The sequence below is a fragment of the Serratia sp. CY55921 genome (genome assembly GCF_052167655.1).
Taxonomy (GTDB): Bacteria; Pseudomonadota; Gammaproteobacteria; order Enterobacterales; family Enterobacteriaceae; genus Serratia; species Serratia ureilytica.
The window spans coordinates 824,557-845,521 of sequence record NZ_JBJNMU010000001.1 but is presented as its reverse complement, the minus strand read 5'-3'; the positions used below and the strand labels follow the sequence as shown (position 1 = coordinate 845,521).

The following is a 20,965-nucleotide window of genomic DNA, read 5'->3' as shown; positions in this document are numbered from 1 at the left end:
CATTTTTTTTGCTCTGACACTGCCATTACGACGGAGAACGCCATGCTCCACCAGCACAATCCCGCCTCGACCTATGATGAGCTCGAGCTCGATGGACGCGGCCTGACGCAGCTCGACGAATCGCTGTTTGCTGGCCACGCGCTGCGCAAGGTCAGCCTGTACAACAATCAGCTGACGGCCTTCCCTACTCCCCTATTCCGGCACCAGAATCTGCGGGTGCTGAACATCTCTTGCAATCAGCTCGACCGTCTGCCGCCGGAGATTGGTCAGTTGCAACAGCTCGAGATGTTCGATTTTGGTCACAACCGCGCGAGCGAACTGCCTGAAACATTGGGGCAGCTGCACCGGCTGAAATACCTCTACCTGAGCGATAACGGCTTTAGCGACCTGCCGCGCGCGCTGGCGCAACTGCAGCAGTTGGTTTACCTCAACGCGACCGATAACCAGCTGACCGTCTTGCCGCAGGCAATACCGAGGCTGGCGGCGTTGCAGGAGCTGCGTTTATACAACAATCGCATCCGCAGCCTGCCCGGCGAAATCGGGCAACTGCGCGCGCTGCGCGAGTTGCATATCATGAAAAATGCCCTGACCACGCTGCCGGCGGAAATGGCTCTGCTCGGCGAGCTTGAAATACTCGATGCGGCCAACAATGCCATCACCGAACTGCCGGCAGCCTTCTGCCGCCTGCCGCGATTGAGCGAGCTGAACCTGCGTTTTAATCAACTGACGCGCCTGCCGGAAAATATCGGTGAGCTCACGGCGCTGAGAAGTCTGGATCTGCGCGCCAACCGCCTGAGCGATCTGCCGGAAAGCCTCGGTGAACTGAGCCGGCTGCGCAAGCTGGATCTGCGCTGGAATGATTTCACCCACACGCCCAACGTCATTGAGATCCTGCGGGCGCGCGGCTGTATGGTGCACATCTGAAGTGACGCCGGCCAGGGTGTGGCCCGACCGGCGTTAGCGGTAGATAGGATTAACGATACAGATCGTCGCGCGAGTAGGGTTCAATCTCCCCTTCCTTGCGCGTCTTCAACAGTTTGAGGATCCAGGTGTACTGCTCCGGGTTCGGGCCCACCAGATTCTCCACCTCTTCGTTCATGCGGCGGGCAATGCGCGGATCGTCCGCTTCGGCCAGATCGTCCATCGGCTCGCGAATATAAATATCCAGCATGCTGGTTTTGCCGTCGTACACCGGGAACAACGGCACGATCGCCGCACGACACACTTTCATCAACCGCCCAACCGCCGGCAACGTCGCCTTATAGGTGGCGAAGAAGTCGACAAACTCACTGTGCTCAGCACCGTGATCCTGATCGGGCAGATAGTAACCCCAATATCCCTGGCGAACCGAACTGATAAACGGTTTGATGCCGTCATTGCGCGCGTGCATGCGGCCGCCGAATTTACGACGCACGGCATTCCACAGGTAGTCGATCAGCTGATTGCGCTGATTGTGGAACATCGCCGCCATCGGTTGACCGCGCGCGGCCATCAACATCGCCGGCACATCCACCGCCCAGCCATGTGGCACCAGGAAAATCACGTTACGCCCTTCCGCTCGGATCTTGTCCAACACCTCTTCGCCGTGCCAACGCACGCGCTTGAGCACTTTTTCCGGTTTGGTGCAGGCCAGTTCCGCCATCAGCACCATCGACTGCGGCGCACAGGCGAACATCTGGTCGATAATGTGCTCACGCTCGCTTTCCGGCAGTTCCGGCAAGCAATACAACAGGTTGATGCGGGCACGACGACGCGCCCCTTTCGCCAGCTTGCCGGCCAGTGTGCCGATCGCCCCCAGCACCGGATCGCGCAGGCGCGCAGGCACCAGCGAAACGCCGGCCATCAGGCCGGTTCCCAGCCACACGCCCCAGTAGCGCGGGTATAAAAAGGCTTTTTGAAACTGCGGGATGAACTCTACGTTCGATTTCTTCTCGTTTTGCATGCACATGCTCTTCGCTTAGCAATTCGGCTAATCATAATTGCCATCACCAATTTTGCAATTAACAACCGCGAACCGCCCAGATAAAACAGCATCGGCCCGCAATCAGGCCGATGAAATTAGCGGCGCCGAAGCGCCGGAAAAAGGGGGACGTTAATCCAGTTGCAGCTGAGGAACCACTTCCTTCACCTGCGCCAGATAATCGCTGCGGTCTTTGCCGCTCAGGCCTTCGGAACGCGGCAGTTTGGCCGTCAGCGGGTTCACCGCCTGTTGACCGGTCCACAGTTCAAAGTGCAGGTGCGGCCCGGTGGAACGGCCGGTGTTGCCGGAGAGCGCTATGCGATCGCCACGCTTCACCTTCTGGCCCGGTTTCACCAGCAGCTTTTTCAGGTGCATGTAGCGCGTGGTGTATTGGCGGCCGTGGCGGATCGCCACATAGTTGCCCGCTGCGCCGCTGCGCTTGGCGATCACCACCTCGCCGTCGCCGACCGCCAGCACCGGCGTGCCGACCGGCATGGCGAAATCGACGCCCTTGTGCGGCGCCACGCGGCCGGTCACCGGGTTCACCCGGCGCGGGTTGAAGTTGGAGGAGATGCGGAACTGTTTCATGGTTGGGAAACGCATGAAGCCGCGCGCCAGGCCAGAGCCCTGACGATCGTAGAACTTGCCGTCCTCGGCGCGGATCGCATAGTAATCTTTGCCGCCCGTGCGCAGACGCACGCCCAACAGTTGGCTTTGCGATTTCTTGCCGTCGAAATGTTCGCGCGACATCAGCACGGAGAACTGGTCGCCCTTGCGCAGTTTGCGGAAATCGAGCTGCCATTGCAGCGCCTTGATCACCGCATTGATTTCGTTACGGCTCAACCCGGCGTCGCCGGCGCTGCTGACGAAGCTGCCGTTAACGCGGCCGCTGATCACATTGTTGCGCCATTCGCCCTGCTGCGCCTCTTTCGACTCTTTGAAGCTGTTGCCGACGCGATCGTAGGTGCGGGTTTCGCGACGAGAAACCTCCCAGGTCAACTGCTGCAGATCGCCCGCTTCGTTCACGGTCCACGACAGCTGTTGGCCGATCTTCAGGTTGCGCAGATCGCGGTTTTGCGAAGCCAGCAGCGTGACATCCGACATATCGATGCCGTACTGCGTCAGAATGCTGCCGAGGGTATCGCCGGTGGAAACCACATATTCATGCACGCCATCATCGCCGGCATCCTTCTGGTCCAGCTCATCCTGCGGGATTTCGTCATCGGGGGTGGGTTGGTCGGCATCTATCGGTTCACTGGCTTCGGGGAGCAATGACCGCAACTGGCTGGATTCTAACTCGACGCTCTTGGCGATGGGATTGTGTTCTGGGTGGTAAACAAAAGGCCGCCAAACAGCGACGGCCAATGTGACGACTGTCAGCGACCCCAGCATGACGCGGTGGGGCCGTGGCAGGTTGTTATACGCCAGAGCGATAGTTCGGACTATCTGCTGCACTCGATATTATCCTCATAAGCTTACTTCAGGCAGCTCACGTACTGGCTTGACAGCTGTGTCAGGAATTTCCCGTAGCTGTCCTTCCCCAGCGCGATGCCGATGCCCAGCGGGTCCAGCGTTCCGGAACGCACAGTGGTACCCTTGGCGACGGCATTGATTACGGCCGGCCTGAATTGTGGCTCAGCAAAAACGCATACCGCTTTCTGCTCAACCAACTGTGTTCGAATTTGGTGTAGGCGCTGTGCTCCAGGCTGAATTTCGGGATTGACGGTGAAATGGCCCAGCGGACTCAAACCGTAGTGTTTCTCAAAGTAGCCGTAAGCATCATGAAAAACAAAATAACCCTTACCTTGCACAGGCGTAAGCATGTTACCAACATTTTTGTCAGTTTGCGTCAGCAGATTCTCGAACTGGCGCAGGTTTGCGTCTAATTTGTCCTTATTTTGCGGCATAAGTTCCAACAATCTGTCGTGAATCGCGATCGCGGTCACTTTTGCCACCTCCGGCGACAGCCAAACGTGCATATTGTACTCGCCGTGATGATGCCCATGATCGTCATCAGCATGGTTATGCGCCTCGCCTGCATGATCATGATCGTCGTCTTCTTCGCCTTTCATCAGCAGCGGCTTCACCGCGGGCAGTTCGCTGATGGCGAGTTTGCGGGTTGCCGAGATAGGCACCAGCGCCTTGGTCAGGAACGCTTCCATGTCCGGTCCGACCCACAGCACCAGGTCGGCAGAACGCAAACGCTGAATATCGGAAGGCCGCAGCGCGAAGTCGTGCGGCGAAGCGCCATCCGGCAGCAGCACCTCGGTCGGCGTCACGCCGTCGGCGATAGCCGAAGCGATAAAGCCCAGCGGACGAATCGTCGTCACCACCGCCGCGGAAGCGCTGCTCAGCGGGCCGGCCATCACGAGTGCGCTGGCCAGCAGCGTGCGCTGCAGCCATTTATTTTTCTGTGCCATCATCAGTAATCCCATCGTTTTCATCAACAAGGCGTGATATTATAACATTCGCTTCGTTCTGCAACCTGTAATCTCGAGATGTCTACACTGATAACGCTAAAAAATATCTCCGTCGCCTTCGGCAGCCGCAAGGTGCTGTCGAATATTTCCCTCAGCCTGCAGCCTGGCCGTATTCTCACCCTGCTGGGCCCGAACGGCGCGGGTAAATCCACGCTGGTGCGCGTAGTGCTGGGATTGGTAAAACCGACCGCCGGCACGCTGGAGCGTGAGCCCGATCTGCGCATCGGCTACGTGCCGCAAAAGCTGCACCTCGACGCTACCCTGCCATTGACCGTCAGCCGCTTTATGCGCCTGAAACCGGGCGTAAAGAAAGCCGACATTCTGCCGGCGCTCAAACGCGTGCACGCCGCCCACCTGCTCGACCAGCCCATGCAAAAGCTCTCCGGCGGCGAAAACCAGCGCGTGCTGCTGGCGCGAGCGCTGCTGAATAAACCGCAGCTGCTGGTGCTGGACGAACCCACGCAAGGGGTGGACGTCAATGGCCAACTGGCGCTGTACGATCTGATCGATCAGCTGCGCAAGGAGCTGGGGTGCGCCGTGCTGATGGTCTCGCACGATCTGCATCTGGTGATGGCGAAAACCGACGAGGTGTTGTGCCTCAATCAGCACATCTGCTGCTCCGGCGCGCCGGAGGTGGTGTCGATGCATCCCGAATTCATCGCCATGTTCGGCAACCGCGGCGCAGAGCAGCTGGCGGTGTATCGCCACCATCACAACCACCGTCACGACCTGCAGGGAAGAATTGTCTTGAAGAAGACCGGGAGCCGCGAAGCATGATCGAATTGTTACTTCCCGGCTGGCTGGCCGGGGTGTTGTTGGCCGGCGCCGCCGGGCCGCTGGGCTCCTTTGTGGTCTGGCGCCGGATGTCCTACTTCGGCGATACCCTGGCGCACGCCTCGCTGCTCGGCGTCGCCTTCGGTCTGCTGCTGGACATCAATCCTTTCTATGCGGTGATCGCCATTACGCTGCTGCTGGCCCTGGCCTTGGTGTGGCTGGAGCGCCGCCCGCAGCTCTCGGTGGATACGCTGCTCGGCATTCTGGCCCACAGCGCGCTGTCGCTGGGGCTGGTGGTGGTGGCGTTGATGTCTAACGTGCGGGTCGATCTGATGGCCTATCTGTTCGGCGATCTGCTGTCGGTCACGCTGAGCGACATCGTGATGATCGCCGGCGGCGTCGCCGTGGTGCTATTGGTGTTGTGGTGGCAATGGCGCGATCTGCTGTCGATGACCATCAGCCCTGAGCTGGCGCACGTCGACGGCGTCAATCTGGCGCGGGCGCGCACCGTGCTGATGCTGGTCACCGCCTTGACCATCGGTCTGGCGATGAAATTCGTCGGCGCGCTGATCATCACCTCGCTGCTGATCATCCCGGCGGCCACCGCTCGCCGCTTCGCGCGCACGCCGGAGCAGATGGCGGGCATCGCGGTGCTGCTCGGGATGGTGGCGGTTACCGGTGGCCTGACCTTCTCGGCGTTTTACGATACGCCTGCCGGCCCTTCGGTGGTGCTCTGCGCCGCCGTGCTGTTCACGCTGAGCCTGTTTAAAAAACAGCAGGCTTGATTAAAGCCGGGATATGACAAGGGCCGCATCTGCGGCCCTTTCTTATTGGCGGATTAAAAACTTACGCTTCGCGTTCGAGGCCGAAATGCCGGTAGGCGTGCTGCGTCGCCAGACGGCCGCGCGGCGTGCGCTGGATAAAGCCCTGCTGGATCAGGAACGGTTCGATCACGTCTTCGATGGTCTCACGTTCCTCGCCGATCGCCGCAGCCAGGTTATCCAACCCGACCGGGCCGCCGGTAAACTTGTCGATAATCGCCAACAGCAGTTTGCGATCCATATAGTCGAAGCCTTCGGCATCGACGTTGAGCATATCAAGCGCCTGCGCCGCCACCGCGCCGCTGATCACGCCGTTGGCGCGCACTTCGGCGAAGTCGCGCACCCGGCGCAACAGACGGTTGGCGATACGCGGCGTGCCGCGCGCGCGGCGGGCTACCTCATGGGCACCCTCGTCGGACAGCTCCAGCCCCAGGCAGCCGGCGCTGCGTGAGACGATGTGCTGCAGATCCGCCACCTGATAAAACTCCAGCCGCTGGACAATGCCGAAGCGATCGCGCAGCGGTGAGGTCAGCGAACCGGCGCGGGTGGTTGCACCCACCAAGGTAAACGGCGGCAGATCGAGCTTAATCGAACGCGCCGCCGGCCCTTCGCCGATCATGATATCCAGCTGATAGTCTTCCATCGCCGGATACAGCACCTCTTCCACCACCGGTGACAGGCGGTGGATTTCGTCGATGAACAACACGTCGTGCGGTTCGAGGTTGGTCAGCATCGCCGCCAGATCGCCCGCCTTCTCCAGCACCGGGCCGGAGGTGGTACGCAAATTCACGCCCATTTCGTTGGCCACGATGTTGGCCAGGGTGGTTTTCCCCAGCCCCGGCGGACCGAAGATCAGCAGGTGGTCGAGCGCGTCGCCGCGCTGCTTGGCCGCCTGGATGAAAATCTCCATCTGCTCGCGCACGTGCGGCTGGCCCACATATTCGGTCAACAGCTTGGGACGAATGGCGCGATCGAGGACTTCTTCCTCGTTGAGCGGTTCGGCGGAGATCAGGCGATCGGCTTCAATCATTATCTACCTCTTAGCGGCCTTACAAAGCAGCGCGCAACGCGTCGCGGATCAGGGTCTCGCAGTCGGCACCCGGTTTGGCAATTTTGCTGACCATGCGGCTGGCTTCCTGCGGCTTATAGCCCAGCGCCACCAATGCCGAGACCGCTTCGGCCTCCGCATCCGCCTCAGGCGCTTTCTCAGCGGCGGACGGCAAGCTGATCTCGCTGCTGTTGAACAGATCGCCGTTGAGCCCTTTGAAGCGGTCTTTCATTTCTACCACCAGGCGTTCGGCGGTTTTCTTGCCCACGCCCGGCAGCTTGACCAGCGCGGTGATCTCTTCACGTTCCACCGCGCTGACGAACTGCTGCGCGGACATGCCGGACAGGATCGCGAGCGCCAGTTTCGGCCCGACGCCGTTGACCTTGATCAGCTCGCGGAACAGCGCGCGCTCTTGCTTATCGTTGAAACCGTACAGCAGCTGCGCGTCTTCGCGCACCACGAAGTGGGTAAACACGATGGCCTCTTGCCCCAGTTCCGGCAGCTCGTAAAAGCAGGTCATCGGCATGTGCACTTCATAGCCCACGCCGTTCGCCTCCAATAACACCAGCGGCGGCTGCTTTTCCAGAATATTTCCTCTGAGACGACCTATCATTTACCCTCCTGCAGAATGACCGGGCATGGCGCCCTGCCATGCCGTTGCTGGTAAAGCTTATAACATAAAAAAGGCTGGATGAATATCCAGCCTGAGCAATCATCGCTTCGCGTCAGCGCAAACGCCCGCGCGCCAGGTTAAGCCGCCCTTCGCTCATCCGCAGCACGTTCTGGCTGAGGTGGCAGTGGGTGATGGCGATGGCCAGGGCGTCGGCGGCGTCCGCCTGCGGGTTGGCCGAGAGTTTGAGCAGCGAGCGCACCATGTGCTGCACCTGCGCCTTTTCGGCTGCGCCGGTGCCGACCACGGTTTGTTTGACCTGCCGCGCCGCATACTCGAACACTTCCAGATTCTGATTCACCGCCGCGACGATCGCGACGCCGCGCGCCTGACCGAGCTTGAGCGCCGAATCCGGGTTCTTGGCCATAAACACCTGTTCGATGGCGAAGAAGTCTGGCTGAAACTGGGTGATGATCTCGCTGACGCCGGCGTAAATCAGCTTCAGCCGCGTCGGCATGTCGTCCACCACCGTGCGGATGCAGCCGCTGGCGATATAGCTCAACTGGCGCCCCTGCTGGCGGATAAGGCCATAGCCGGTGACGCGTGAGCCGGGATCGATACCGAGTATGATCGCCATATCTACATCCACCTTGCATGCACGGCGCCGCCTGATGGCGGCGCCCGTTTTACCGGATTACAGCGTCGCCGCCACTTCGTCGGAGATCTCACCGTTATGGTAAACTTCCTGCACGTCGTCGCAGTCTTCCAGCATATCGATCAGGCGCAGCAGCTTAGGCGCCGTTTCCGCGTCCATGTCGGCCTTGGTCGATGGGATCATCGACACTTCCGCCGCTTCGGCTTCGAAGCCCGCCGCGGTCAGCGCGTCTTTCACCGCGCCCAGGCTTTCCCAGGCGGTGAACACGTCGATGGCGCCATCGTCATAGGTCACGATGTCTTCCGCACCGGCTTCCAGCGCCGCTTCCATCACGCTGTCTTCATCCAGGCCCGGTGCGTAAGTGATTACGCCCTTCTTGGTGAACAGGTAGGCAACGGAACCGTCGGTACCCAGGTTGCCGCCGCATTTGGTGAAGGCGTGACGCACTTCCGCCACGGTGCGGTTACGGTTGTCGCTCAGGCATTCGATCATGACGGCGGTGCCGCCAGGGCCGTAGCCTTCGTAGATGATGGTTTCCATGTTGGTATCATCATCGCCGCCCACGCCACGCGCGATCGCCCGGTTCATGGTGTCGCGCGTCATGTTGTTCGACAGCGCCTTGTCCATCGCCGCGCGCAGACGCGGGTTGGAATCCGGATCGCCGCCGCCCAGCTTCGCGGCAGTGACCAGCTCACGAATAATCTTGGTGAAAATTTTACCGCGCTTGGCGTCCTGCGCCGCTTTACGGTGCTTTGTGTTGGCCCACTTACTATGACCTGCCATAAAAAATCTCCGAAAAAAACTACTGGACTGAATTGATCACGAACTCTTCAATCGCCTGCTGATTGCTCCACGACTTGGTCAACTTCACGGCCTCAGCCGCCTCAAGCCATTGGTAAGCGTGATGCTCGGTAATCACCGGATCGCGCTCCTCGGGCAACGCCAGACAGAACCAGTGCTCTTTATTGCGCGTGGTTCCCGGCGCATAGCGATGTCGCAAATGGACAAAGAGTTCAAACTCCACGCAGCGTTGGCAATCGAACAACGGCAGGTGCTCTGCTTCGATATCGATGCCGACTTCTTCCATGACTTCACGCCGCGCGGCATGCGGCGGCGACTCATCCTGCTCCAGACTGCCGGTAACCGACTGCCAGAACTCGGTATCGTCGCGCCGCTGTAACATCAGCACCCGACCACTGGATTTCGCGTAAATCACTACCAGGATAGATTCAGGGCGCTTATAACTCATCACTCGCTCTCTTGTTCCGCACCGGCTTTCTTTACCACGCTGATCGCCAGCTCCTGCAGCGACGCCGGGTTGGCGAAGCTCGGGGCGTCGGTCATCAGACAGGCCGCCGCGGTGGTTTTCGGGAAGGCGATCACGTCGCGGATATTGTCGGTGCCGGTCAGCAGCATCACCAGACGGTCCAGGCCGAAGGCCAGGCCGGCGTGCGGCGGCGTGCCGTACTTCAGCGCGTCCAGCAGGAAGCCGAACTTCTCGCGCTGTTCGTGTTCGTCGATGCCCAGAATGCTGAATACCGTCTGCTGCATTTCGCTGCGGTGAATACGCACCGAACCGCCGCCCACTTCGTAACCGTTGATGACCATGTCATAAGCGTTGGCGATAGCGTTGACCGGCGCTGCGGCCAGCTCTTCCGGGCTCATGTCGCGCGGCGAGGTGAACGGGTGGTGCATCGCCGCCAGGCCGCCCTCTTCGTCTTCTTCGAACATCGGGAAGTCGACCACCCACAGCGGCGCCCAGCTGTCGAGTTGGGTCAGCCCCAGATCGCGCCCCAGCTTCAGGCGCAGTGCGCCCATCGCATCGGTGACAATCTTGAAGCTGTCTGCGCCGAAGAACAGGATGTCACCGGTCTGCGCGTCGGTACGCGCCAGGACAGCTTCCAGCACTTCCGCGCTGAGGAATTTGGCGATCGGGCTCTGCACGCCTTCCATGCCGGCGGCGCGGTCGTTGACCTTCAGCCAGGCCAGGCCTTTCGCGCCGTAGATGTTGACGAAAGCGCCGTACTCGTCGATCTGCTTGCGGGTCAGCTGTGCGCCGCCCGGTACGCGGATCGCCGCCACACGACCTTTGGCGTCGTTGGCCGGGCCGGAGAACACTTTGAACTCGACGTCCTTGACCAGGTCTGCCACGTCCACCAGCTCCAGCGGGTTACGCAGGTCCGGCTTATCGGAACCAAAGCGACGCATCGCTTCGGCGAAGGTCATGACCGGGAAATCGCCCAGATCCACGCCCTTCACGTCCAGCCACAGTTCACGCGCCAGTTTCTCCATCACTTCACGCACCTGGTCGGCGGTCATGAAGGAGGTTTCGACGTCGATCTGGGTAAATTCAGGCTGACGGTCCGCACGCAGGTCTTCGTCACGGAAGCATTTGACGATCTGATAGTAACGATCGAAGCCGGACATCATCAGCAGCTGTTTAAACAGCTGCGGAGACTGCGGCAGCGCGTAGAATTTGCCCTTGTGCACGCGGCTCGGCACCAGGTAATCGCGGGCGCCTTCCGGCGTCGCTTTGGTCAGCATCGGCGTTTCGATGTCGAGGAAGCCGTGGCTGTCCATGAAGCGGCGCACGAAGCTGGTGATTTTGGCGCGGGTCTTCAGACGCTCGGCCATTTCCGGGCGGCGCAGATCCAGGTAGCGGTATTTCAGGCGCGCTTCTTCGCTGTTGACCTGGTTGGAGTCCAGCGGCAGCGGCTCGGAGCGGTTGATGATCTCGAGCGCGTGGGCAAACACTTCCACTTCGCCGGTGGCCATATCTTTATTGATCTGGCTGTCCGGACGCGCACGCACGGTGCCGACGATCTGGATGCAGAACTCATTGCGCAGGTCGTAGGCCTTGTCGAACGCCACTTTCTCGTCCGGATCGAAGAACACCTGCACGATGCCTTCGCGGTCGCGCATATCAATAAAGATCAGGCCGCCGAGATCGCGACGACGATTGACCCAACCACACAGAGTGACTTCCTGGCCCACGTGGGACAGATTCAACTGCCCGCAATATTCAGTACGCATACGCTATCCTTTTACACAGCCGATGCCGCGCCGGGCTAGTGCGCCCCTGTCGCGCGGCTGTTATCTGATAAATTCTACTTGTTACCCGGTTTAAAATCCGTCGCATACCAGCCGGTGCCCTTAAGCTGGAAACCGGAAGATGAAATCAACTTGGTCAACGCGGGCTGCCCACACGCCGGGCAGTCTGCCAGCGGCGCATCGGAAAATTTTTGCAATTTCTCTAACCGATGGTTGCAAGCACCACATGCATATTCATAAATCGGCATAGGTCGTTGGATTAAAGAGTGTTGAAAAAAGGGAGTCATTATAAAGGAAATTCATCCGCCCGATAAGTGCGAACACAGCATTGTTACTGCACTAAATGGCGCGTTTTTGTTCGAATCAACACATCGGTTAACAAATTTCCCATTAACCTGCGACAGTTTTTTCACGTAGCCTGATTCTCCCCCGGTTTTGCGCCGAACGCAGCTCGCCCGACGCGCCGAACAGTTTTTATCCACTTCGCAACGAGATGAAATCCATGCTGAAACTTGACGCCCAAACCACCGCTCTGGTGCTGATCGATTTGCAAAACGGCATTCTGCCCTACGCCGGCGGCCCGCACGGCGCCGACCAGGTGGTGGCGAACGCCGCCCTGCTGGCCGCGCGTTTTCGCATGCTGGACGCGCCGGTGCTGTTGGTGCGAGTCGGTTGGTCAGACTCCTTCGCCGAGGCGCTGAAACAACCGGTGGATAAACCGGCTCCCGCGCCCGCCGGCGGTTTGCCGGCCACCTGGTGGGAGTTCCCCGCGCCGCTGGCGGTCTGCGACAGCGATATTCTGATCACCAAGCGCCAATGGGGCGCCTTCTACGGCACCGATCTGGACTTGCAGCTGCGCCGTCGCGGCATCAAATCCGTAGTCTTGGGCGGCATATCCACCAATATCGGCGTGGAATCCACCGCCCGCGCCGCCTGGGAACACGGCTATGAGCTGGTGATCGCCGAAGACGTCTGCAGCGCGCAGAACGCGGAAATGCACCGTTTCGCGTTCGAACACATCTTCCCGCGTTTGGCGCGGGTGCGCGACACCGGCGAAATTCTTGCCGCGCTCGACCGGTAACGTTAAGTTGTAGCCTGATAAGCCAAGCACAAGTAAAGGAAGACAAGCCGTGATCTACATCGGACTGCCACAGTGGCAACATGCAGCCTGGAACCGTATCGGGCTGCGCGACTTGGCGGATTACAGCCGCTACTTCAACTGCGTGGAGGGCAACACCACCTTCTATGCGCTGCCGAAGCTGGAAATCGTGCAGCGCTGGCGCGACATGACCGGCGACGATTTTCGCTTTTGCTTCAAATTCCCGTCGGACATCAGCCATAAGGCCGCCCTGCGCAACTGCGCCGCCGAGCTGCAGGCGTTTTACCACTGCCTGAGCCCGGTGCATCAACGTATCGGCCAACTGTGGCTGCAGTTGCCCGCCGCCTTCGGCCCCGATGAGCTGCCGCGCATGTGGCAGTTCTTCGAAAGCCTGCCGCAGGAGTTCACTTACGGCGTCGAAGTGCGTCATCCGGCATTTTTCGCCAAAGGGGAGGAAGAGCGCGCGTTGAATCAGGGGCTGCATCAGCGCGGCATCAATCGGGTGATCCTCGACAGCCGCCCGGTGCATCACGCCGCCCCCCATACCGCCGCCGTGCGCGATGCCCAGCAGAAAAAACCGAAGCTGCCGGTGCACGCGCTGGTCACCGCCGACCAACCGCTGGTGCGTTTTATCGGCGGCGACCAATTGGCCGACAACCTGCGCTGGTTCGAAGCCTGGCAGCAAAAACTGCCGCTGTGGCAGCAACAGCATCAACCGTATCTGTTTATTCATACGCCGGACAACGGCGATTCGCCCCAGCAAGCGCAAAAAATTTGGCAGCAGCTGCGCCGGGCGATCCCCGATTTGCCTGCGCCGCCGGACTGGCCAGAGCAAGATGCACTGTTTTGACCTATTAATCTGACCAATAACATCAAATATTTCCCCGCGACAGTGAATACAATGACGGCTATGATGCTGGCTGCCAGTTTTGGTTAGGGAACGGAGTTAAAAATGGTAAGCGCGCTTTATGTGGTGCTCGGCGCATTGTTGTTGATCAAACTCTCTTATGACGTTGTCAGATTAAGGATGCAGTACCGCGTAGCCTACGGCGACGGCGGTTTTTACGAATTGCAGACCGCCATCCGCGTGCATGGCAACGCCGTTGAATACATTCCTATCGCTGCTGTATTGCTGGTGATTATGGAAATGAACGGCGCGGAAATCTGGATGATCCACCTTTGCGGCCTGATGCTGATGGCCGGGCGACTGGTGCATTACTACGGTTTGCGCAACCGCGAGGTTCGCTGGCGTCGTTCGGGCATGGCCGCGACCTACATCTCTTTGTTGTTGATGGTTCTGGCAAATATCTTCTATCTGCCCTGGGATCTGATTTTCAGCTTGCATTGATCCCGTTTTATCATCAGGCGGCCGCGCCGCCTGCTTCCGCTCCGCTTTTTTACGCTTTTCTGTTAGACTACGCAGCTTCGAATTCTGAACTGATTTGCCGCTATGCCAAACCGCGATACTCTTTTCTCAGCCCCCATCGCCAAACTGGGCGACTGGACCTTCGACGAACGCGTCGCCGAAGTGTTTCCCGACATGATCCAACGCTCCGTTCCCGGCTATTCCAACATCATCTCGATGATCGGCATGCTGGCCGAACGTTTTGTGCAACCCGACAGCCGGGTGTATGACCTGGGCTGCTCGCTGGGCGCGGCGACGCTGTCGATGCGGCGGAATATCAGGGTGCCCGGCTGCACTATCGTCGCCGTCGACAATTCGCCGGCGATGGTGGAACGTTGCCGCCGCCATATCGACGCCTTCCGCGCCGACACGCCGGTCGACGTCATCGAAGCCGATATTCGCGACATCGACATCGAAGACGCCTCGATGGTGGTGCTGAACTTTACGCTGCAGTTCCTCGAACCGGCCGATCGCCTGCGCCTACTGGAAAAAATTTATCGTGGCCTGCGCCCGGGCGGCGCACTGGTGCTGTCGGAAAAGTTCAGCTTTGAAGACGCCGAAGTCGGCGAGCTGCTGTTTAACATGCACCACGATTTCAAGCGCGCCAACGGGTACAGCGAGCTGGAGATCAGCCAAAAACGCAGCATGCTGGAAAACGTGATGCTGACCGACTCGGTGGAAGCGCACAAGGCGCGTCTGCAACAGGCCGGATTCGAGCATGCCGAAGTGTGGTTCCAGTGCTTCAACTTCGGTTCATTGATCGCTCTGAAAGCGGGGGATGCGCAATGATCGAGTTTGGTGACTTCTATCAGCGGATTGCCAAGAGCCCCCTCAGCCACTGGCTGGATACGCTGCCCGCTCAGCTGAGCGCCTGGCAGCGCGAATCGCTGCACGGCAAATTCAAGCAGTGGTTCAACTCGGTAGAGCATTTGCCGACGCTGACTCCCACCCGTCTCGATCTGCTGCACGGCGTGCGCGCCGAGATGGAGCCGGGGCTGTCGCCGGGCCAGCTTGAAGGCATCGAGAAAATGCTGCGCACCCTGATGCCGTGGCGCAAAGGGCCCTTCTCGCTGTATGGCATCGATATCGATACCGAATGGCATTCCGACTGGAAATGGGATCGCGTACTGCCGCACATTTCTCCGCTGGCCGGCCGCACCATTCTCGACGTCGGCTGTGGCAGCGGCTATCACCTGTGGCGCATGATTGGCGCCGGCGCACACTTCGCCGTGGGTATCGATCCGATGCAGCTGTTCCTGTGCCAGTTTGAAGCCGTGCGCAAACTGTTGGGCGGCGATCAGCGCGCCCATCTGCTGCCGCTCGGCATCGAGCAGTTGCCGGATCTGGCGGCGTTCGACACCGTGTTCTCGATGGGGGTGCTGTATCATCGCCGCTCGCCGCTCGATCATCTCTATCAGTTGAAAAATCAGCTGGTGGCTGAAGGTGAGCTGGTGCTGGAAACGCTGGTGGTGGAGGGCGACCGTCACCAGGTGCTGGTGCCGGGCGATCGTTATGCGCAGATGCGCAACGTGTATTTCATCCCTTCCGCCGAAGCGCTGAAATGCTGGCTGGAGAAGTGCGGCTTTGTCGACGTGAAGATCGCCGATATGTGCGTCACCAGCCTCGAAGAGCAGCGACGCACTGACTGGATGACCAGCGAATCGTTGGCCGAATTCCTCGATCCGAACGATCGCAGCAAAACGGTCGAAGGCTATCCGGCGCCGCTGCGCGCCGTGCTGACCGCCAAAAAGCCCTAGCGCACGCTAATCGGGCCGGCCTGCGCCGGCCCGCCTTCACCCGTTACTGACATCGACAATCCGCAGTTCATAAACCATCGTCGCGTTTGGCGGGATCTGCGGCGCATAGCCAGTTTCACCGTACGCCAACGCCGGCGGCACCACCATCGTCAGCGAGCCGTGATTTTTCAGATGGCCGATAGCCTCGCGGAACAACGGCGGATAGGCGGAGAGCGGCTGGGACATCACCTTCCCACTGCGATCCATATCCTGAATCACGCGACCGTCGGTTAAACTTTCTTTCACCACGATATCCACCCGCGCGTTTTCCGTAATGGCTTCATCACCCGCATAATCGATGCGATACCAGAAACCGGAAGGCGACTTCTGCGTGCCCTTCTTCTTTTGGAACTCGGCAACGAACGCCTCACCTTTGCTGGCCTGCGTCTTCGCCGCCTGGTTTCTGGCGTCGTTCACCGCTTTTTCCGACTCCGCCAGTGCGCTGGTCAACTGCGCATCGCTCAACTGGTAATGGCCGTTGAAGGTATCGATCACGCCCGCCAGCAGCGCGGTTTTGTCGGGCGTGATACCCCAATTTTTACGTTCCGCCAGCATCGTTTGAATATCGCGCCCCAAAGCGACACCGGCGGCATAGCTCTGTTGCTCCGGCTTTTTCTTCAGCGCTTGCCTATCCGGCAGCCATTTGGCCCGCGATCTCAGCCCGTCCAGTTCCTCACGCAAGGCTTGCTGCGCCTGATGCGCGGCCGCCAGCTCCGTCGCCGTTTTATCTGCCTGTTGCGCCGCTTTATCCCGTTGCTGCGCAGCCTGCGCGCTTTCCGCCGTTACCACCGCCAAACGTTGTTCCAACGCTTTAGCTTGTTCGGTTTGCGTCTTGTTTTTTTCCTGCAGCTGCGCCAGCTGCAGCTGAAGTTCACCCGCCGCTTTGGCGGCCTCGATCTTTTGTTGCTCCAGCGCCATCTTCAGGTTTTTCTCTTGCTGCTCGGCCTGCTGGCGTTGGTCATCACGCTCTTTTTGCAGCGCTGCCAACTGCTGTTGAAGTTCGCCCGCCGCTTTGGCGGCCTCGGCCTTTTGTTGCTCCAGCGCCGCCTTCAGGTTTTTCTCTTGCTGCCCACCCTGCTGGCGTTGGCTTTCCTGCTCTTTTTGCAACTGCGTCAGTTGTTGTTGCAGTACGCCGAGCGCTTTGGCGGCTTCGGCCTTCTGCTGTTCCAGTTCAGCGGCGGCCGCTTTTCGGTCCTGTTCATAACGCTGGCGCGCTTTATCGTTGGCAGCCTGCGCCGCCGCCAGTTTCTCCTGCCAAACCTGTTGCTGCGCGTTATCAGACTGTTTTGGCAACGCCGCCAACCGTTGCTCCAGCGATGCGATGCGTCGATCCCGCTCCTCGGTTTGCTGCTTTTGCCGCGCTAACGCCGCTTGCGCCTCGGCGATTTGCGCCTGAGCCTTACGCTCCTGCGGCGTCAGGTTCAGCGCCTGTCGCACGCCGCTGGCAAAGTCGCTCAACGCGCTCAGATCGGGCGCCGGAGCCGGTTTATCGGCAGCCGCCAGGGAAGACGCGACGCGCAACGCGGTCAGCTCCTGCTGCAGTGATTGAATGGAAGCCTGCTGTTGCTCCAGTCGGGCATCTTTCTCGCGCAGCGCCTTTTGCCACTGCGCCAGCTGCTGCTTCTTCGCCGTCGCCTCACGCGTTTGAACCTGGCGGGATGCCGACTTCTGGGGGGCCTGGGGTTGCGTGACGGCGGCATCAGCCTCCGCGGCCGGTGCATCCTGCCGCTGGTAGCGCTCGGCAAACTGCAATAACGCCGGCACATCGTCATCCGCAGCGGCCACCGCCGGCGCAAACGCCAGCGGTATCATCAGGCTCAGTAACGCCTTTCTCGCACGCGGGGTCATTGGGTGCGCTCTCCACGCTCAGCCAGACCGGTCATCATGGCAGAACTGATGTCTGCGCACAGACGGCTGGTGCGATAACGATACAGGGCGTCAACGGTTTCCTGCGTCCCCGTGTTGACCCGCTGACGCACCCCGGCATACTGCGCGGCGCCGCCCATCAAAGCATCGAATTCGCGTTTGAATTTTTGGTATTTTTCGTTATCCATGCCGCGCATGGCATCCAGCTCGCGCTGGCACTGCTGCATGCGTTCGGCCTCACGTTGCCGTTTGTCTTGCTCCGCAATTTCTTCTGCGCTGGGGGGCTTACTTAAGGTAGAAACAGGCCGCTTGGTGGTCTGGCAGCCGGTCAGGGCCAAGGTCAGCAAAAGCGCAGCGGTCCAACAGTGTGCCGTTCGGGTCATTATCGTTATCTCCTTGTAAAGTCCGCCGTCGATGTGCTCTGTGGCTGCGCCGACGGCTCTCCTCATTGGTGCTGTGATGTTCCGGCCATAAAAACCGGCGGTGAACAGGTATAAAATGCAGACGCGATAATGAGCGGCAGAGCGCAAATCATTCACCACGCAAATACATACCAAAAAATCATTTAATATTATGATATTTAAAGGATTTTAACTCACAAACTTATCAGTAGGGCATGACGAGCGCAAGAGAAGAGATGGCGCCTGACCGAGCGAGCAACAGTGCAGGAATGGGCCAGTGTCTTAACAAGGCATAAAAAAAGCCCCGGCAAAACGCCGGGGCCTGGTACTTGCGTGATCGCCGAAGGCTCAGCGACACGCAAAGGGGTCTTACGGCCCGGAAACCGGTTATCAAACTCGGTTAGCTGCGTGTTTATGCGCTTTGCGCCAAGGGGTCAACCAAGGCCAGCGCGTTTTTCATCGCCTCCACCATTTCGCCATCCACGCAATAATGGCTAAATTCGTCAAACTCGTTATCGGAACACATGGTGACCCCCGCCTTGCGATAACGCATGGTCGATGGCACCAGATGGCCGGAAGAGCTGTGCAATTCATGCAGGCCGATATCGACAAACTTGTGCAAATTGCTCAGACGCACACCGGCGCCCGCCATGATCACCGGGCCCTGGCTGGCCTGACGCAAATCACGCAACAGCGGCAGGCCCAGTTCGGCGCTCTGCTGTTGACCGGAAGTCAGAATGCGCGCCACGCCCAGGTCGGTCAGTTGCTCCAGCGCCACCATCGGGTTTTGGCACATGTCGAATGCGCGATGGAACGTGACGGCCATCCCCTCGCACAACGCCATTACCTCGCGCATGCGCGGCAGATCGATATGCCCTTCTTCGTCCAGCATGCCGACGACCACGCCGGGGAATCCCAACTCGCGGATCTGGCGGATATCCTGCTTGATCACCTCGAAATCCACCGCGCCATAACAGAAATCGCCACCGCGAGGGCGTACGATCGGATGAACCGGAATCGAAACCCGTTCCCGCGCCAAACGCAGCGTGCCATAACTCGGCGTCAATCCGCCCTCGCTCTGGCTGGCGCATAACTCGATACGATTGGCGCCCGCCCGTTCGGCCGTTAGCGCGCAGTCGACGCTAAAGCAACAAACTTCCAGTTTTATCATTGTCACCCCCAGATAACGGCCAACATACGGCGGCAATTGTTCATTTCTTCATTTCTCACGTAGGCTCATGCTTAGGCATAAACCGGCTCAGGGTTGTAACTATGGCATTCAATTTTGATCAATGGGTAGACCGCAGTCACAGTGACAGCGTTAAGTGGGATAAATATCGCGACCGCGACATCATTCCGCTGTGGGTCGCCGACAGCGACTTCGCCTCCCCGCCGGCGGTCATCGACGCCTTGCAGCGGCGCGTGGCGCACGGCGTGTTCGGCTACACGCACCCATCCCCCGATCTTCTTGAGGTTTTTACCCGCCGCATGGTAGAGCGCTACCGCTGGCACATCAAGCCTGAATGGATCCTTTTCCTGCCCGGCCTGGTGTGCGGCCTGAATCTGTGCGTGCGCGCCTTCACCGAAGACCATCAGAGCACGCTCGCGCCCAGCGCCATTTATCCGCCATTTCGCAAAGCGGCCAAATTCGCCGGGCGCAAGCACCTCTCGGTACCGCTGGCGGCAACAGGCCAACGTTGGGTGCTGGATTTTTCCGCGCTGCATGGGCAGCTCAGCGGCAATGAGAAGCTCCTGCTGCTGTGCAACCCGCAAAATCCCGGAGGCACCGTTTATCGTCGAGAAGAGCTGTCGCAGCACCATCAGTTCGCCCGCGAGCACGATTTAATCGTCTGTTCGGATGAAATCCACTGCGAATTGCTGCTTGAACCCGGCGCACGGCATATTCCTTTCGCCACCCTGAGCGAAGACGCGGCCCAGCGCAGCGTAACGCTGATGTCGCCGTCAAAGGCGTTTAATCTCGCCGGGCTGGGCGCCTCGATGGCGATCGTCCCTAATGAGGCGCTGCGACAAAAGCTGAAACGTGCGCGCAGCGGCATCGTGCCGGAGGTCAATCTGCTGGCGCTGGTCGCCGCCCAGGCGGCCTATCAATACGGGCAACCCTGGCTGGACGAGCAGTTGATTTATCTGCGCGCCAATCGCGATCGGGTGACAGAACGCATCAACGCCATGCCGGGATTGAAGTTGTTGCCGATTGAAGCCACCTATTTGGCCTGGATCGACTGCGGCGCGTTGCCGGTGGACAATCCGCATCAGTTCTTCGAGCGCGCGGGCGTTGGATTAAGCGCCGGTTTGGATTTCGGCGATCGGCGCTTTGTACGACTGAACTTCGGTTGCCGGCGGGCTCTGCTCGATGAAGCGCTCGATCGCATGGCGCGGGCCTGCGCCACGCTGTTCGACTAGCCTTGCTCGCTGGCGACAATGTCCCGAATGGAGTAAGGATGAAACTTGATCGTGACCGTTCCATCGGTGATGGCCAGCGTCGGGTTCGGCAACCGCTCGCCCTCGCCTTTTGGCGAGCTTTGCTTCAGTTTGATCCCCGGCGCCAGCAACGCTTCATCAGCGAGATGGCTCAGCGCGCGGGCGTGCAACGTCTGCGGATCGCCGCTCAGCACTAGCTCGACATGTTCCCACCCTTCATGCGGATACCGTTTCTCCCCGGGATACGGCAGCTCGACGCAATCTATCCGCCACGGCCCCACGGCCAGCGGCTGCTGTAAATCAAACAGACAGATAGGCCGCCCGTTGATCATCGATTCGGACAACAGTGTCCCGCACTGCATCAATCCCTGGCGCCAGCGTTCGGCGGTCGCGTTCTGGTGACAGCGCAAGGAAATGTGATCGGCGGTAAACGAGGACAGGTCAAGCTGCAATCTGGCGGCGAATTGTTGCAACGCCTGCTCGAAACGCGGCAGGTCGAGCCTCAGATCGTCAAGCTCGGCAATGGCCTGCAAGGGATTGGTCATAGAAACCTCAAAACA

General features: G+C 59.7%; 23 protein-coding genes. 9 read left to right on the top strand and 14 right to left on the bottom strand.

All coding sequences use genetic code 11. The annotated features are described in order from the left end of the window. The first annotated feature begins 42 nt into the window (after window positions 1-42). Window positions 43-924, top strand: coding sequence for a leucine-rich repeat domain-containing protein (locus ACJ8M3_RS04040; protein ID WP_089197135.1), 882 nt, complete (start codon window positions 43-45; stop codon window positions 922-924). A gap of 49 nt (window positions 925-973) precedes the next feature. Here ACJ8M3_RS04040 and lpxM read toward each other — a convergent pair whose 3' ends face one another. The 3 genes from lpxM to znuA all read right to left on the bottom strand — a co-directional run bounded on the left by lpxM (window position 974) and on the right by znuA (window position 4,380). Then, window positions 974-1,942, bottom strand: a complete 969-nt coding sequence (gene lpxM / locus ACJ8M3_RS04035) for a lauroyl-Kdo(2)-lipid IV(A) myristoyltransferase (RefSeq protein WP_042785718.1) — start codon at window positions 1,940-1,942, stop codon at window positions 974-976. A 150-nt stretch (window positions 1,943-2,092) separates the two neighbouring features. After that, window positions 2,093-3,415, bottom strand: a complete 1,323-nt coding sequence (gene mepM, locus ACJ8M3_RS04030) for a murein DD-endopeptidase MepM (RefSeq protein WP_033643350.1) — start codon at window positions 3,413-3,415, stop codon at window positions 2,093-2,095. Window positions 3,416-3,435: 20 nt separating this feature from the next. Further along, window positions 3,436-4,380 carry a zinc ABC transporter substrate-binding protein ZnuA gene (gene znuA, locus ACJ8M3_RS04025; RefSeq protein ID WP_089197701.1) on the bottom strand — a complete coding sequence of 315 codons (945 nt, stop codon included), beginning with the start codon at window positions 4,378-4,380 and terminating at the stop codon, window positions 3,436-3,438. Between the two features lie 78 nt (window positions 4,381-4,458). Between znuA and znuC the strand changes: the two genes are divergently transcribed. Next, window positions 4,459-5,217: a zinc ABC transporter ATP-binding protein ZnuC gene (gene znuC / locus ACJ8M3_RS04020; protein WP_004932357.1), complete on the top strand. Its 759-nt coding sequence runs from the start codon at window positions 4,459-4,461 to the stop codon at window positions 5,215-5,217. Further along, window positions 5,214-5,999 carry a zinc ABC transporter permease subunit ZnuB gene (znuB, locus tag ACJ8M3_RS04015; protein ID WP_033643351.1) on the top strand — a complete coding sequence of 262 codons (786 nt, stop codon included), beginning with the start codon at window positions 5,214-5,216 and terminating at the stop codon, window positions 5,997-5,999. The genes znuC and znuB overlap by 4 nt, the downstream gene beginning before the upstream one ends. Before the next feature lie 61 nt (window positions 6,000-6,060). Here znuB and ruvB read toward each other — a convergent pair whose 3' ends face one another. The 7 genes from ruvB to ACJ8M3_RS03980 form a co-directional block, all read right to left on the bottom strand. Then, window positions 6,061-7,065, bottom strand: coding sequence for a Holliday junction branch migration DNA helicase RuvB (ruvB, locus tag ACJ8M3_RS04010; protein ID WP_033643352.1), 1,005 nt, complete (start codon window positions 7,063-7,065; stop codon window positions 6,061-6,063). A gap of 19 nt (window positions 7,066-7,084) precedes the next feature. After that, window positions 7,085-7,696, bottom strand: coding sequence for a Holliday junction branch migration protein RuvA (gene ruvA, locus ACJ8M3_RS04005; protein WP_033643353.1), 612 nt, complete (start codon window positions 7,694-7,696; stop codon window positions 7,085-7,087). Between the two features lie 112 nt (window positions 7,697-7,808). After that, complete coding sequence (ruvC, locus tag ACJ8M3_RS04000) at window positions 7,809-8,330, bottom strand: crossover junction endodeoxyribonuclease RuvC (RefSeq protein WP_004932367.1); 522 nt, start codon at window positions 8,328-8,330, stop codon at window positions 7,809-7,811. Window positions 8,331-8,387: 57 nt separating this feature from the next. Next, complete coding sequence (locus tag ACJ8M3_RS03995; RefSeq protein ID WP_004932370.1) at window positions 8,388-9,131, bottom strand: YebC/PmpR family DNA-binding transcriptional regulator; 744 nt, start codon at window positions 9,129-9,131, stop codon at window positions 8,388-8,390. Between the two features lie 19 nt (window positions 9,132-9,150). Then, window positions 9,151-9,597 carry a dihydroneopterin triphosphate diphosphatase gene (nudB, locus tag ACJ8M3_RS03990; RefSeq protein WP_004932373.1) on the bottom strand — a complete coding sequence of 149 codons (447 nt, stop codon included), beginning with the start codon at window positions 9,595-9,597 and terminating at the stop codon, window positions 9,151-9,153. Beyond that, window positions 9,597-11,381: an aspartate--tRNA ligase gene (gene aspS, locus ACJ8M3_RS03985; RefSeq protein ID WP_033643354.1), complete on the bottom strand. Its 1,785-nt coding sequence runs from the start codon at window positions 11,379-11,381 to the stop codon at window positions 9,597-9,599. Before aspS ends, nudB begins: the two co-directional genes overlap by 1 nt. Window positions 11,382-11,455: 74 nt before the next feature. Beyond that, window positions 11,456-11,647, bottom strand: a complete 192-nt coding sequence (locus tag ACJ8M3_RS03980) for an FmdB family zinc ribbon protein (protein ID WP_033632845.1) — start codon at window positions 11,645-11,647, stop codon at window positions 11,456-11,458. Window positions 11,648-11,901: 254 nt separating this feature from the next. Here ACJ8M3_RS03980 and ACJ8M3_RS03975 point away from each other — a divergent pair, with 254 nt between their 5' ends. The 5 genes from ACJ8M3_RS03975 to cmoB all read left to right on the top strand — a co-directional run bounded on the left by ACJ8M3_RS03975 (window position 11,902) and on the right by cmoB (window position 15,660). Further along, window positions 11,902-12,480, top strand: coding sequence for a hydrolase (locus ACJ8M3_RS03975; protein ID WP_089197136.1), 579 nt, complete (start codon window positions 11,902-11,904; stop codon window positions 12,478-12,480). Window positions 12,481-12,532: 52 nt separating this feature from the next. After that, a complete protein-coding gene (locus ACJ8M3_RS03970) occupies window positions 12,533-13,348 on the top strand; it encodes a DUF72 domain-containing protein (protein WP_089195493.1) in 816 nt (271 codons plus the stop codon). 102 nt (window positions 13,349-13,450) lie between these two features. Beyond that, on the top strand, window positions 13,451-13,846 hold the full coding sequence (locus ACJ8M3_RS03965; protein WP_004932387.1) for an MAPEG family protein: 396 nt from the start codon (window positions 13,451-13,453) through the stop codon (window positions 13,844-13,846). Between the two features lie 102 nt (window positions 13,847-13,948). Further along, a complete protein-coding gene (gene cmoA, locus ACJ8M3_RS03960; RefSeq protein WP_033650946.1) occupies window positions 13,949-14,692 on the top strand; it encodes a carboxy-S-adenosyl-L-methionine synthase CmoA in 744 nt (247 codons plus the stop codon). Continuing rightward, window positions 14,689-15,660, top strand: a complete 972-nt coding sequence (gene cmoB, locus ACJ8M3_RS03955; RefSeq protein WP_033643358.1) for a tRNA 5-methoxyuridine(34)/uridine 5-oxyacetic acid(34) synthase CmoB — start codon at window positions 14,689-14,691, stop codon at window positions 15,658-15,660. Before cmoA ends, cmoB begins: the two co-directional genes overlap by 4 nt. A 36-nt stretch (window positions 15,661-15,696) precedes the next feature. Here the strand turns inward: cmoB and ACJ8M3_RS03950 are convergent, their stop codons facing one another. The 3 genes from ACJ8M3_RS03950 to cutC form a co-directional block, all read right to left on the bottom strand. Continuing rightward, window positions 15,697-17,547 carry an FKBP-type peptidyl-prolyl cis-trans isomerase N-terminal domain-containing protein gene (locus ACJ8M3_RS03950; RefSeq protein ID WP_089197137.1) on the bottom strand — a complete coding sequence of 617 codons (1,851 nt, stop codon included), beginning with the start codon at window positions 17,545-17,547 and terminating at the stop codon, window positions 15,697-15,699. After that, entirely contained in the window at window positions 17,544-17,948 is a 405-nt protein-coding gene (locus tag ACJ8M3_RS03945; protein ID WP_089197138.1) for a hypothetical protein, read from the bottom strand. The genes ACJ8M3_RS03950 and ACJ8M3_RS03945 overlap by 4 nt, the downstream gene beginning before the upstream one ends. Window positions 17,949-18,378: 430 nt before the next feature. Then, window positions 18,379-19,137, bottom strand: a complete 759-nt coding sequence (cutC, locus tag ACJ8M3_RS03940; RefSeq protein WP_089197139.1) for a copper homeostasis protein CutC — start codon at window positions 19,135-19,137, stop codon at window positions 18,379-18,381. Between the two features lie 101 nt (window positions 19,138-19,238). On the opposite strand from cutC, the gene ACJ8M3_RS03935 reads away from it, so the two are divergent. Next, window positions 19,239-20,387: a MalY/PatB family protein gene (locus tag ACJ8M3_RS03935; protein WP_089197140.1), complete on the top strand. Its 1,149-nt coding sequence runs from the start codon at window positions 19,239-19,241 to the stop codon at window positions 20,385-20,387. Here ACJ8M3_RS03935 and ACJ8M3_RS03930 read toward each other — a convergent pair. Then, the gene (locus ACJ8M3_RS03930) at window positions 20,384-20,950 is read right to left on the bottom strand and encodes a VOC family protein (protein ID WP_033643364.1); all 567 of its coding nucleotides are present in this window, start codon (window positions 20,948-20,950) and stop codon (window positions 20,384-20,386) included. The two genes, ACJ8M3_RS03935 and ACJ8M3_RS03930, sit on opposite strands and share 4 nt — an antisense overlap. Window positions 20,951-20,965: the final 15 nt, after the last annotated feature.

What these genes read in the sequence shown, in the direction of transcription:
- ACJ8M3_RS03980 (WP_033632845.1), bottom strand. Translation starts at nt 11,647, where the DNA reads ATGCCGATTTATGAATATGCATGTGGTGCTTGCAACCATCGGTTAGAG.
- ACJ8M3_RS03975 (WP_089197136.1), top strand. Translation starts at nt 11,902, where the DNA reads ATGCTGAAACTTGACGCCCAAACCACCGCTCTGGTGCTGATCGATTTG.
- nudB (WP_004932373.1), bottom strand. Translation starts at nt 9,597, where the DNA reads ATGAGTTATAAGCGCCCTGAATCTATCCTGGTAGTGATTTACGCGAAA.
- cutC (WP_089197139.1), bottom strand. Translation starts at nt 19,137, where the DNA reads ATGATAAAACTGGAAGTTTGTTGCTTTAGCGTCGACTGCGCGCTAACG.
- ACJ8M3_RS03995 (WP_004932370.1), bottom strand. Translation starts at nt 9,131, where the DNA reads ATGGCAGGTCATAGTAAGTGGGCCAACACAAAGCACCGTAAAGCGGCG.
- ACJ8M3_RS03930 (WP_033643364.1), bottom strand. Translation starts at nt 20,950, where the DNA reads ATGACCAATCCCTTGCAGGCCATTGCCGAGCTTGACGATCTGAGGCTC.
- znuA (WP_089197701.1), bottom strand. Translation starts at nt 4,380, where the DNA reads ATGGCACAGAAAAATAAATGGCTGCAGCGCACGCTGCTGGCCAGCGCA.
- znuB (WP_033643351.1), top strand. Translation starts at nt 5,214, where the DNA reads ATGATCGAATTGTTACTTCCCGGCTGGCTGGCCGGGGTGTTGTTGGCC.
- znuC (WP_004932357.1), top strand. Translation starts at nt 4,459, where the DNA reads ATGTCTACACTGATAACGCTAAAAAATATCTCCGTCGCCTTCGGCAGC.
- ruvB (WP_033643352.1), bottom strand. Translation starts at nt 7,065, where the DNA reads ATGATTGAAGCCGATCGCCTGATCTCCGCCGAACCGCTCAACGAGGAA.
- cmoB (WP_033643358.1), top strand. Translation starts at nt 14,689, where the DNA reads ATGATCGAGTTTGGTGACTTCTATCAGCGGATTGCCAAGAGCCCCCTC.
- ruvA (WP_033643353.1), bottom strand. Translation starts at nt 7,696, where the DNA reads ATGATAGGTCGTCTCAGAGGAAATATTCTGGAAAAGCAGCCGCCGCTG.
- ACJ8M3_RS03935 (WP_089197140.1), top strand. Translation starts at nt 19,239, where the DNA reads ATGGCATTCAATTTTGATCAATGGGTAGACCGCAGTCACAGTGACAGC.
- lpxM (WP_042785718.1), bottom strand. Translation starts at nt 1,942, where the DNA reads ATGCAAAACGAGAAGAAATCGAACGTAGAGTTCATCCCGCAGTTTCAA.
- aspS (WP_033643354.1), bottom strand. Translation starts at nt 11,381, where the DNA reads ATGCGTACTGAATATTGCGGGCAGTTGAATCTGTCCCACGTGGGCCAG.
- ACJ8M3_RS03945 (WP_089197138.1), bottom strand. Translation starts at nt 17,948, where the DNA reads ATGACCCGAACGGCACACTGTTGGACCGCTGCGCTTTTGCTGACCTTG.
- ACJ8M3_RS03965 (WP_004932387.1), top strand. Translation starts at nt 13,451, where the DNA reads ATGGTAAGCGCGCTTTATGTGGTGCTCGGCGCATTGTTGTTGATCAAA.
- ACJ8M3_RS03950 (WP_089197137.1), bottom strand. Translation starts at nt 17,547, where the DNA reads ATGACCCCGCGTGCGAGAAAGGCGTTACTGAGCCTGATGATACCGCTG.
- cmoA (WP_033650946.1), top strand. Translation starts at nt 13,949, where the DNA reads ATGCCAAACCGCGATACTCTTTTCTCAGCCCCCATCGCCAAACTGGGC.
- ruvC (WP_004932367.1), bottom strand. Translation starts at nt 8,330, where the DNA reads ATGGCGATCATACTCGGTATCGATCCCGGCTCACGCGTCACCGGCTAT.
- ACJ8M3_RS04040 (WP_089197135.1), top strand. Translation starts at nt 43, where the DNA reads ATGCTCCACCAGCACAATCCCGCCTCGACCTATGATGAGCTCGAGCTC.